The organism is Bacillus sp. UNC438CL73TsuS30 (genome assembly GCF_000482325.1).
Taxonomy (GTDB): domain Bacteria; phylum Bacillota; class Bacilli; order Bacillales; family Cytobacillaceae; genus Neobacillus.
On record NZ_AXVA01000027.1, the window covers coordinates 34,536 to 46,950 of the forward strand.

Consider the following 12,415-nt stretch of genomic DNA (forward strand, 5'->3'; position numbering starts at 1 on the left):
ATAATCATCAGTTAGCAACCTTCTCTATACCCATTTCCTCCAATTTAACCCATAAACTTTCAAGTGACTTAGTTTTGTTGTAATAAAACTCTCTACCTCTAACTCTCCAAAATTTCCAACCAGCTCGTTCTAAGTCATATTGCCGTTGCATATCCTCTTCCCATTTTTCAGGACCGTGCCATCTCTCACCATCGCATTCAACTGCAAGACGGTCTCTGATTCCCTCAATTACTAAATCAATACGGTAATTTCCTACTTTAACTTGAGGTTGTACTTTATATCCTTTTGCTACTATCATACGTAATACTTCAATCTCAAATGGAGAATCGCATTTTTCTTCTAAGTTCTCAACAATTTTATTTACCCTTGTTGGATTTTTACAATAGCTTAATAACTGGTATCGGTAACAGTCTTTCTTCAATTCATCTAACTCGACTGAATGATACAGCCTCATTTGATTTTTAGCTCTACTTGCAGCTACATTAAATGTTTGTTGTTGGTCTTTCTTTGTCATCGCTACAAATCGTCTGTTCCCCGCAACAACCATTGATAAGAAGACAATATCTCTTTCGTCCCCTTGAAGGCTGTATGCATTTCCACAAATTATTTTTCTCTTTACAAATTCACTTTCAGATATTCTCTCACGTATTTTATTCTCAATAAGAGCTGCTTGTTTATTTCCTTGTAATGCAATAACACCAATCGTTTGATTATTAAACTGTGGGTCTGCAATTATTTTTTCAATGTCTTCAACAATTTTATCCGCTTCCGGAACATTTACTAAAGAACTTCCTTCCGTGGCATAACCGTCCTCAACTTTAATTGCAATTACTGGAGGCTCAATTTTTTCGTTTTCAAATGGAAGTCTTAAAGGAACCATTTGTCCACCATAACTGAGGTCATTCGAAAATTGAATAATTTCAGGTACACATCTAAAGTGTTCTTTCAACATTAATCTACCGCTCTTAGGGAAGATTTGGTCTGCAATTTCGTAAAGAGATATTTTATGGTCAAATAGCCTCTTGTTTGGTACCCCTTCTAGATAGCGTTGTATCAACTCTTCAATTTCAGAGTCTTTTGTTCCAATACCATACGGGCTTATTTGTTCATCATCACCTACAACAACAATCTTTTCACCACGTAATAGCACAGGAACAGACATGATATCGCATTGACTACTTTCATCAAAAATAATGACATCAAATTTATCATTATAAATTGGGAAGTTTTCAATCACTTGATTGACCGGCATAATCCATACAGGAATCGCTGATTGTGCCTTTTCCATTTCTTTACGCGCATCGGCTAAGTATCGTTTGTTGTTACCAGTCCCTTTACCATAACGCTTTATAAAGTTTTTCCAAGCTACAAGAGCTCTCTTTTGTGATTCAGTTATTCGATTAATTTGATTTAACCAAGTAGAATTTGACACTATTGATGTGATTAATTTCTTCTGATAATCTTGTTCAGATTTGATGTTGTTTTCTATTCGTTCCGCTTCAAAGTCTTGATTTTCTGTCATCCAATCATATAAAGATTTAAGTTCCCAAGACTTATGAACTTCTTGAGGAATCGGTACATCTTTAGAGAGTAAATCAACCATCATTGCTGCTGTTTTAGGCGCAGTTACCTCCAGTCGCGTAAACAAAGCAAAGTATTTAGTTACATCTTCTTTCTTATTCATTAGACACTTTAATTCTTCAATTACGAACTCCCATCTTGATTCATCTTTGTCATTTAATACATCAAGGAATGATTTTACAATTGGGTGTATTTCTTTTTCTTTCAATAGTTGCTTTAATGTATCTCTATATAAATTATATTCCCTTTCCCATTCTTGGAAGTTAAGAACATCAAACAGGTAATTAGTTGTTGATTTAAGCTCTACATAATGGCTGAAATTTAGCCAGTTTGAATTATTCAGTAATAGACAATTTGAAGTCTGCATAAAACATTCTACTAAAGTTCCTAAACGCATTGTTGTCTCATAGGATTCAATTGCTTTGTCAATCGTGCTAAAAAGACGTTTATCTTCGATATCAATTGGAGTTCCACTAATTTCATCAATGTTAGCATTCCAAACTCGAACTACCTCCTCTTTTTTCCTTTTTAAAAGGAGGTGTTGTTGCAGTATTTCTATTTCTTCAAGAGTTCTTACTGGCTGACCATTAATGATTGGTTCTTGCCATAAAAATTTCGCATTCTTTCCCTTTGTTAATGCAAATATTTTATTAGGTTTCTTGTTCGCTCTTAAGCGTTCCCCAAATACATAAATATCCGATTCTAATTCAAAATCTGGTTTTTTAGGGAGTGTAATGTCATAACTAATAATGGTTTTATGAATAGATACCAATTCTTTGTTTAATTCTTTTATTTCGCTAAAGAAAGAGGTCCATCGTTCTTTTCGGGTATTACCAGCTAAGTAGTCTTCCAGTATCTTCTGATTTGCAGTTCCTTCTATAAAGCAATCTTTGTATTCTAATATTCTTGAAAGCTCCATGTTTAATTTTTCAGCATATTCCTTATCATGCGGAAATTGAATTTTATTAGTGTGAATGATTGCCATATCATGTTTATGTTTTAAATCCTGACCTTTTGAAAGCCATTTCTTCATTTCTTCTGTGCTTTTTAATAAGTTAAAATTTGGAAGAACTGTATCTTTTAAATAAAGGTCCCTTACTTCTAATAAACCTCTAAGCTCCCATAGAGTCTTAAATTCTTCTTCTGATAAGGGAAATTCCGAATTCAACTCCACTTTATCTAAAATCCAAAGATAATCTAATGATTGTTCAGTCAACATTTGGGCAGTAACTGCTTTGCTGATAGAATTACCTTTGTAGTCTACTTCTGTTTTTTCACTTTTGCTGTATTCTTGTAACTGATGCTTAAATTTCGCTTCATTTCTTCGACTATTTTCTAATTCGTTTTTACTTCGGGCAATTTCTGCTTCTAACTTTTCAATGGATGTATTTCCAAGTTTTTCTGAAATTGTCCTTATGGATGTCTCAATTTCTCTTAGAGAATCTCTTCCACCACCGAGGACTGGTACACACAAATCACGTATTTCTTCAGGAATTTTCTCTTTAAGAACTTTTAGAGGATTTTCCTTTTGGCTCGTAATAAGTATTTTCTTTCCATGCGCAAGTAAATGAGAAACAATATTGGCTATCGTATGAGTTTTACCAGTCCCCGGCGGTCCTTGCACTGTCAAACCATAGTTACTCGACAGCCTTCTGGCGATTTCTTTTTGTTCCTCATTTGCAGCAAGAGGGAAATATAAATCTGTGGCTACTTTATCCCATTTATAGCTGTTCAATTCTTCATCTATCTGCACTTCATTCCCGACAATAGACTCAATTGTTGCAGGTACCTCATACCCCTCTTCTTGCATTGACTCAATGATTTGTTCTAAATCTTTTTGTATAATCTGGTTGTCTTTTCGTCTTAAAATAATTACATATTCATCAATGTGACCTATAGCATCTTTTGAAGGATGGATAGGTTCTCCAATTAAAGCAGTACGACCACTCGCATCAATTACCTGCATAAACTGACTAGATAAGTCCCTAACATCTTCTTCAAATACATCTCTATAGCGCGCTATTCTTCCTATATTCTGAATCTCTTCCATGTTAGGAAGGGGGATACCACTAAGTATATTCAGTTCAAGTTTGTATCCTTGATTAGTTGGTTTGACAGTAATAATACCTTTATCAGTATCAAGTTCTAAATCCAGTTTCGTCGTAAATAAAGGGTGTAATATAGAATCCACTTCATGTTTCCACGTAAAAATTGTATTACCTAACAGTAGTTCAATACCTTCACCTTCAACTTGGAAATCTTGATTAATTCTGAAAAAAAGCTCATACAAAGTTTGAACCGTTTTCATTCGAGAAATTTCCGCAGCCCATTCACTCCACACTGCTTTCCAATCATTGAACAACTTTAACCGACTCGAATCCTCTTCAAAACGTACTTCTACCTCATCAGTGCCTTGGATTAATACTTTCGGTGCAGGAATTTTTGGAGGTTGAGTTTCATTATTATACGAATATGTAACCCACTCTCTAATGGACTTGTCAGGATGAGGAGGAGTCAAAATCGCTTCTGTGAACTTCTGTCTATGAATCTCAATAATTGCTTCTCCATCTACCCCTTCTCCCATTAAATATACTCCATCACCGTATTCCTCTAGAGAAGCTTTAGTCCAATTTTTATCATATTCCTTAAAATCACGGATAACCTTAAATCGCAAGTTATTGACAGCTAACAAATATTCAAACAGTTGCCTAGCCTTGTCGCTCAATTAAAAGCACCTCTTTATTATTTCATATAGTAAATATATCACATTGTATGTATGGGAATTAAAGTTAATTCTTACTAGGTTGGTTGTATATTCCCCATAAAAATCAAACATAATCGTTAAAGCAAATGGTGATAAAAACGAGTCTTTTGTCACGGAACAAATTTGTATCGTTTTAACCACTTTAATATTTTTTAGTTTATTTCGTGAAAAAGCTTAGAGAATTTATCTCTAAGCTTTTTACACCAACTATTAAATTCCTATTAAGCTATGTATTGGTTCCTTGGTGCATGAAAATTATAATAAATCCTTGGTGTTCCATCTTTTTCAATTTCTATCCGGGAAATGAATCTATGGATTAACTCAGGTAGGATTTCTGGAGTGTAAAGATATTGTAAGAAGTCTTCTTTTATACAATCCAGGTCAATTTTATGGTTACAAGCATTTGCTTCAAGAGAAGCTTTTTGAGTCTGTAAATCTTCTAATTCTTTATTATTAATAGTGTTGGAAGTCTTAAATTCTTCTGCTGTCAAATCCCCATCTGCTCTCATCTGAATATAATTTAACTTCCGTTTTTCCAGCATTTTTATTTTGCTCTCAATTTTCTCTAATTCTCTAGTGCTCTTTTTGAAAGACTTTTCTATTTTCTGCTGAAAATGTTTTGATAACATTCCAAGATTTACTCCCTTAAAAAATTCGCCAAAATCTTGAATAATAGCATTTGTTAACTTATCTTCCTTAATTGTATGGGAAGAACATTTTTCATTCCCATACCTGCCATATAAGCCACAAATATAACCCTTTCTGTCGGACCGGAACCACATTCCTCTGCCGCAATCAGCGCAGAAGGCAACATTGGTAAATAGATGTGCTTTAGGTGCAGTTAAATTCTTTTTTCTTTGCATCATTTGTTTTTGTGCAGTTTCAAAGACATCCTTCATAATGATAGGTTCATGAGTACCTTTCACAATTTTTTGTTCATCCCTATCTACGGACTTTCTTTTTGTACTAACGACACTAATTGTAGTGGTCCGGCATTGGACCAAATTCCCAGTATAATGTGGGTTGGACAGTATTGTTTTAATAGTATTACTCATCCACTCTGTTCCTGCATTTTTCTTGTTAATCACTTGAGCAGGGGTTGGTACTCCCTCTAAAGTTAAATATTTTGCAATTGTATCAACACCGGTTCCATTTGTATATTCTTGGAAAATCCGTTTTACAATAGATGGGGTTTCGTCCTTTCTTATATAAAGCTTCCCATCTTTAAGATAATATCCGTATGGCGGAGTGGAGCCCTGATACCTTCCAGTGGAAGCTCCAACTTCTTTTACGCTTTTAATTTTTTGGCTTAAATTCTGGGACTCTTTTTCGTACATCCATGCAAGCAACCCCAACATATCCATATTATTTTCCATTGTATTGACCATTCCATCCAATGAAATGATATGGACACCGGTGGCTTTCGCAAGATTAAAAATCTTGTAAGAAAGCTCACCGTTACGTGCCAAACGGGATAAGTCCTTCACCAATACAACTTCGATGTTTTTCTGTTCAATATCATTTAATAATTTTATCAGTTCAGGGCGTTTAGCTTTGGTTCCGGTCTTCCTATCTTGATAATACTTTTCAAATACCCATCCTTTGCCCTGAATATAATTTTCAAACATCAATTTCTGATTCACCAATGACGTGTCCTGTTCTTCTCGTCCAGTAGATACACGAGCATATGCGCCAACTCTCAACATGCTTTATTCCCCTCTCACTAAACCATCAATTTTTTTATGTATTTTTTGTTTACAAAGTCTTCAACCTTGGAATTTATTAAGTCTTGGAACATCTTTTCAAAAGAGTCCCCATTTTTATCAAATCGTCGTGAAATTTTCATGTTGTTTCCCCCAGAAAGTTCTTATTGTTATGTATGTATTTTCGATTTAATGTCCATAATGGTTACTAGAATTTCGATATTATAACCATGAAGGTATGCCATCTTGGAAGTAAAACCGAACCTGTTATAATAAAATGCCGTTATGATGCCGGCATTTGCCCATTCAGGCTTTTTATGATTATTGCATTATGTAATGTCGGTTCGATTTTCCATCCAAAGATATATGTAAAAGTTCGATTTTCCATCTACCGTCATTCGATGATAAATGAAACTGGATTGACTTTAAATTGAATATCAAATTCGAAATTGGACTCACTTTTAAGGCTAATTCCGATTTCATTTATGAAGTTCAATAAAATTAATCGCTGCTCTGTCTGTGATAACTTACAGATATCGATATTTTGAAAGCTGTTCATAAACACTTCCAGTTCCGCAGGACTTAGAAGTATTTCGGTTTCTTTAATCGATTGTTCGATTTGATTCATCTCATCTTTTAATCTGGTTTTAACATTGCTGAAGACACCCTTTAAATGCTTTTCCTGATGACTTTCAGCAAACCTTTCATTAGCTAATACGAGCTGTTCCTTTGCCTTCAGTACATCCAAATGCTCTTGAAGTGACTGAATAAACTCTTTAAGGGTATTGATGACAGTCTCGGAGTTGATTTTTACAGACAATGATAACTGTTGTTGGATATAGCACAACAGTTTTTCATTCAATATGTCAATATCCATTTCATAAGAGCAATTAGTGCAAAAATACTTAAAATAATTGTATTTTGTACCTTTTTTCTTGGTGGAACTGTTCCGGTGCATCAAATTGTTGCCACAGTTTTTGCATACCAGTAGACCACCAAACAAAAACGGTGTTTCCAATTTGTTGTACTTTTTCTTTAGCTCACGATTTACCTCAATGAGTTTAAAGAAAAAACTTGGAACAATTGCAACGTGACTTCGCTCAATTAAGTGCTCTTTTTGATGAATGTTATTTCGGCGGAATTTCCAATTTAAACTCCCCGCGTAGGTTTGATTTTTTAGGATATTTTCTATACTGCTTGTCCGCCATTGTTTCTTTGACGGAGATGGAATACCAGCTTCATTTAAAATATCCGTAATCTTTTGAATTGAATGACCCCAGGAAGCTAGGTAAAAGATAAAAAGGACAATCGGAGCATTTTCGTCTGGAACCAACTTTTTTTCAATTTGCTTATAGCCAAATGGAACGGTTGAACCAGGGCGTTCCTTCTTACCTATATCTGTCTTTTGAGCATCAACTGCCCTTCTTGATTTATCATTGGATTCTCCATTTGCCATAATTAGGTGAAGTTTTACGTCTAAATCAGCCGGTGTCCATTCATCTTGTTTTGTAGTTGTATAGAATTTAAGGTGCGGCTTTTTTGCAATGACATCCGTGTAAAATTCGGATACAAAAGAGTAAATTTTTCTATCAATGCGTGAAAAATCATAAAATATAATCGCACTAACATCATAAGAAAGGACAATTTCTTTCATCTTGTTTAAGCCTTTACGCTTACTGGCATTTTTACGATAAGCACTTTGCGCGTTATCGTAAAAGATAAATTCTTCTGGCAAATAGTAACCCTGCTTCTCGGCATAATCCTTAATTGCCATTCTTTGAATTTCAAACGACTGATTCCCATCCTGCTTGTGCGAAGAACGTCTTATTGAAGCAACTGCTAGTTTTCTTTTTCCATGAGGCTCTTTTTGGCTGCCGCCATTCTGGTTAATCATATTGCAACTATCCTTTCTAATTGTTCATGGTCCAGGTATTCATTAAAGTAAAGGTTAAACGCCAATTTTGATTCATTGACAAAGCAATCCTTAATAATTAAACTTACTAAATTCATAAGTTCTTCGTTTTTTAAGCAATCTTTTATTTTGACCTTGCTCACCAAGTATTTCACTTTGTTCTGGTAATTTTCACAAAGTAAAAGTTGCTCCCTTAGTTCCTTTCTTTTCTGTTTCTCTTCCATTAATAGTTTTAATTCAACTTTTTCATATTCCCTGGATAGAAATTTCTCAGAAGGCATTGTCGCAATTTGAGCCTCAATATAGTCAATTTTTCGATTTACAGCTTCAAATTCGTTCCCCAAGTTTTCTAGCAGGTCATTTATCAATTGAATGGCTTTCTTCTCGATTTCTTCCTCATTCAAATTTTCAAAGACCATTGCGCAGCTTATAAGCAAAATATCGTTGTAATCATCAACACTTATACAGATTTTTTTATGTTTATTTGAGCAAGTATAAATGCCTGATTCCCCAATTTTATCTTTCCGGTACTTCATACCTTTTTTACAAATCCCGCACTTTGGAAGCAGGATATTTTCATCACTTCGTCCGCTTATGTTTTGCTGCAATACCTCAATGAATGGTTCAATTACTTCTTGCACTTCAAGGTAAATATCCTTAGTAATAACCGGCTCAACATAAGCGAGCGAATTCAAATATGTACTTATTTTTTCACAGCCAGCATAGAAGGGGTCTGTTAGTATTCGCACGATATCAGTTGGCTGCTTTTTCATTAGACTAGAAAATGTTGAAATAAGTTGAATGAATCCAGTTGTATCACCAATATCCCTAGCCTTTTCAAACAATTGGAATATATTATTTTTTTGCTCCTTTTGAAGAGTGTAAGACTTCTTGCCCTGGTCATCTTTGTGCGTATCGTAACCAAATTTCCTTGGCGGGAGCTTTCGGTGTGCATCTGCAACCCGACGAGCAATTGATTTCCCCTCTTCTTCGATTAATATTCCATTGAAACCTTCGATTAGATAATTGCAGTTGAAAGACGGATAACTTGAATCTGCCGAAGTAAATACTACCTTAACGTCATGCGATATGAACAAATCCACCATTTCAAGGTATTCATAAAAATTTCTTGTTAGTCGGCTCCGGTCATAAACATAAAGGGTATCAACTTTGCCTTGGCTAATAATCGAAATGACCTCCATCATTTTCTCCCGGTCCTTCAGCTTCACCTTATTAGCGGACACACCAAGCTCATTTACTTCAATATATTCATCTTCATCGAGAGCATCCCGGTACTTTTTATCAGCAGCAACCTGCATCTCAAGACTTTGGTTCTCGGTACTGACTCTTCTTAAAAAGACCTTTAATTTCCCGTTAGAGTCAATGTTCTTAGCCAATTTTAAATCCCTCCCCAAGCCCCAATAATTTATTTGGCATATCAATTTCAGAGGAGCCGGTAAAAACAAGTCGAACATTATGCTTATTAAGCAAAGCCATTAATTCAAAATGGTTTGACATATTTCGAGTCAGACGACTTGCATCGTGAACATACAAAGTATCCACATTGCCGAGCTCAATAAGTTTTAATAATTGACGGATACAGCTTCTTTCTATAAATTTGGTCGCAGAAACATTTCCTTCATTAATTTCAATGAATTCATGCGGCATCAAGCTTTGCCGATATTGATAATCAGCTTGCATTTGCTTTTCAAGCTGACCTTCTTCCCTTGCTCTTCTAAAGAAAACCTTTAGTTTCATTTCCCCGTTAGTTACTTTATTTGTTAACATTGATATCATCCTTTTCTTTATAACGTTTATTTAAAATAACTGCTTGAAGAGTAGGAGCTAAACCAAGTTCCTGAATCAGCATTCTTTCAATAAGCCTTTCTATTAAAATGGTACCAAGCTCATTTGACTCTTCAATTACCTCAATTTTCCTGACTTTGTATTTCATTTCATCCACCTCCAGTCAATAATCACAGAATTGACTGAAAGTGGTTAATGTATACTTACTGCTTATCTTCTATGTATAAATCAAGCTCCAATTGGAAAGAGGCACATGGATTTTTTACATCTTTCCGAGGGACGACCAACTTATATGTCTTTATACCTGGGAGTTTTAATTGCTCCAGTCCTTTTTTACTCATGATGTTTTTCACCACCACACTTGGAACTTAAATTCCAAAACTTTTTTAGCAATTCGGGAGACACGTTATTTTTGAAACTTGCCTCTTCGATTTCCTTTCGTCGGCTATATAAGAAGCTGATGCGGCTATCCATTTCTTTTCACTCCCTGTTTTATCTTTTATGTAAAGATTCAATTTTTCTGTTGTTACTATTTCTAATCCTTTGAGCAGGACCTTTGATTTGCATTTTCATGGTTGTTCTCTCCTATCTAGTTGTTTTTTTGAATAGTCAATTTGTTTTCCAAACTTGGTATTGTCATAATACAAAATTGAAAATTAAAATGGATGGAAAATCGAAATTATTTTTTTAAAATCAAAAAATAATTTTTTTGAGTAAAAGTTTTCTCGAATTTCCCACAAAAGCGATAGCTAATTTGCTATTATTATTATTTTTCTTATAAATGAGGCTTGACTTCCAACCTGGGATATATGATTCTTGTAAAAAAAGGAAGATTTTTAGGAAGGATTGAATCATGTGTCCAGAGTAAATTGGTCCATACTATTTGATTTTTTAAATACTAAAAAAGAGGTTTCGCAAATTACTCTTACATTTGAAGAACTTGAAAAGATTTTAAGAAATAAGCTTCCGGAATCTGCCTTTGTTTATGATGCTTATTGGAGAAACGATAAAACACATTCTCAGTCAAGGGCATGGATGAACGCGGGTTGGAAGACCATCAAACCTAATCCACATGAGAAAAAAATTACCTTTATTCGATAAGTTTTTCAGAACCTACCAATGAAATACCAGATGGAGTAAATAAATAAATAAGTAAATGGTCCTTCTCGTAATATATGATTCTTAAAAAAAAGGAAAAATAGAGGTGAAGATTTTTGAGAGAGGCGCTTCATGTAATTGATAACGAATTATATAGGCTTCCATATTCTGCAACCAAAGACGAAGTAAATAATTTTAAGAAGTTAGCAGATAAAGACCTTTTCCAATGCCCTCATTGTAAAGCAAAACTAATAGTCAAATATGGCGACATGAAAGGAATATATTTTTCACATCAACATTCAGAAGCTTGTGAAGTATCAAGGAAAATTGACCAGGCAGAGAAAAGGTATAGCCGGCAAATTGAGAGGGAAACAAAAATCCATAATACTATTCAAGCCATTCTTCATGATGAAATCTCGAATCAGGCTAAGAATAATACAATAATTAAGGTTGACTATGGCTACAGGGCAAAACCTGATTTGAAAGAATTTCCGGATATTTGGGTTAAGGTTGCCGATAGGGAATTTGCACTTTCAGTCATTACCAACGTAAATTCGTTAGTTGATAATAAACTTTCAAATACAATCAGCAAAAGACATCAATACTTTTTAGAGCAAGGAATGGAACCTATTTGGTTTGTCGAAAAGAAAGAACAAGCAATTGAAAGAGAAAAAAATTCCATAGTGCTGTGGGATGCGGAATTAACAATTGCGTCAAAAACAAATCAAGATAGAGAATGGGATTCTTTGCTTGCTTCCCTTTTGAAGGACACGATGTTTTTTAAATATTTTAATTATCCTGTATCAACGGAAAACATTGCTATTGATGTTAGAAGCATGTATTACATTTATTCTAACGAGGAAAGGATTGTAGTCAAAGTCCAGCGGTTCTTAAAAGACCGTCTTGTAAAACCTTACCGTGCATTCCTTTTAGGTATCGGATATGAAATTCCATTTGCTGATGCAGTTCTAATCAAAAATGAATTCCTTTTGAGCAACCCCACACTAGAAGTTCAGTACCAAAATGAATATATTCAAAAATATAAGCAGCTACAAATCGCTGTTAAAGAACAACAGAGAATAGAAAAGGAACGGAATCAACAAGAGGAAGAAGCAAGGCAGAAATTGATGCAGCAGGAACAGGAACGTAAAAAGAAAATTTTGGAGCAAATATCCTCACAAAAATTACGAGGAAGCCAAGAACCCATTAGCGTATCATCATATGATGACCTAAAATTCTTACTAAAAAAACGAATCGGCTTAACTCAACGTCAACAAATGGAATTATGGACCCATTACATGCCAAAGATTGGATTGAAAAATTCAGGTGTGGTCTGGGATTTGTTTATTGAAAATGAATGTAAATCCTATGATGAATTACGAAAAGTCCTGCAAAATTTCATTTCAGTACGAAGTAAATAATCGAAATAACTGTGGGGTGCTCTTTAGTAAACTTGTTCTTTACAAGAGAGCACCCTATTTGCTTTTCCTGCTACTTTAATTGGCAATGAAAAGATTTTATATGATTGCAACCTTCCGACTAAGCATAATA

10 protein-coding genes are annotated in these 12,415 nt (G+C 34.5%); 2 read left to right on the forward strand and 8 right to left on the reverse strand.

Annotated elements, in window-relative coordinates; genetic code table 11:
* Positions 1-7 precede the first annotated feature (7 nt).
* The 8 genes from M028_RS0110780 to M028_RS32755 all read right to left on the reverse strand — a co-directional run bounded on the left by M028_RS0110780 (position 8) and on the right by M028_RS32755 (position 10,107).
* Positions 8-4,306, reverse strand: a complete 4,299-nt coding sequence (locus M028_RS0110780) for an AAA domain-containing protein (RefSeq protein ID WP_026573924.1) — start codon at positions 4,304-4,306, stop codon at positions 8-10.
* Positions 4,307-4,566: 260 nt separating this feature from the next.
* Entirely contained in the window at positions 4,567-6,051 is a 1,485-nt protein-coding gene (locus M028_RS0110785; protein ID WP_051591008.1) for a recombinase family protein, read from the reverse strand.
* A 17-nt stretch (positions 6,052-6,068) separates the two neighbouring features.
* A complete protein-coding gene (locus M028_RS33855) occupies positions 6,069-6,191 on the reverse strand; it encodes a hypothetical protein (protein ID WP_269320931.1) in 123 nt (40 codons plus the stop codon).
* 251 nt (positions 6,192-6,442) lie between these two features.
* Entirely contained in the window at positions 6,443-7,942 is a 1,500-nt protein-coding gene (locus M028_RS0110795) for a recombinase family protein (protein WP_026573926.1), read from the reverse strand.
* On the reverse strand, positions 7,939-9,357 hold the full coding sequence (locus M028_RS0110800) for a recombinase family protein (protein WP_026573927.1): 1,419 nt from the start codon (positions 9,355-9,357) through the stop codon (positions 7,939-7,941). The genes M028_RS0110795 and M028_RS0110800 overlap by 4 nt, the downstream gene beginning before the upstream one ends.
* Complete coding sequence (locus M028_RS0110805) at positions 9,350-9,748, reverse strand: recombinase family protein (protein ID WP_026573928.1); 399 nt, start codon at positions 9,746-9,748, stop codon at positions 9,350-9,352. The genes M028_RS0110800 and M028_RS0110805 overlap by 8 nt, the downstream gene beginning before the upstream one ends.
* Complete coding sequence (locus M028_RS0110810; protein ID WP_026573929.1) at positions 9,735-9,914, reverse strand: hypothetical protein; 180 nt, start codon at positions 9,912-9,914, stop codon at positions 9,735-9,737. The genes M028_RS0110805 and M028_RS0110810 overlap by 14 nt, the downstream gene beginning before the upstream one ends.
* A 55-nt stretch (positions 9,915-9,969) precedes the next feature.
* Entirely contained in the window at positions 9,970-10,107 is a 138-nt protein-coding gene (locus M028_RS32755; protein ID WP_155925563.1) for a hypothetical protein, read from the reverse strand.
* A gap of 514 nt (positions 10,108-10,621) precedes the next feature.
* Between M028_RS32755 and M028_RS0110830 the strand changes: the two genes are divergently transcribed.
* Complete coding sequence (locus M028_RS0110830) at positions 10,622-10,867, forward strand: DUF7662 domain-containing protein (RefSeq protein ID WP_026573930.1); 246 nt, start codon at positions 10,622-10,624, stop codon at positions 10,865-10,867.
* Between the two features lie 113 nt (positions 10,868-10,980).
* Positions 10,981-12,285, forward strand: coding sequence for a competence protein CoiA family protein (locus M028_RS0110835; protein WP_026573931.1), 1,305 nt, complete (start codon positions 10,981-10,983; stop codon positions 12,283-12,285).
* Positions 12,286-12,415 lie beyond the last annotated feature (130 nt).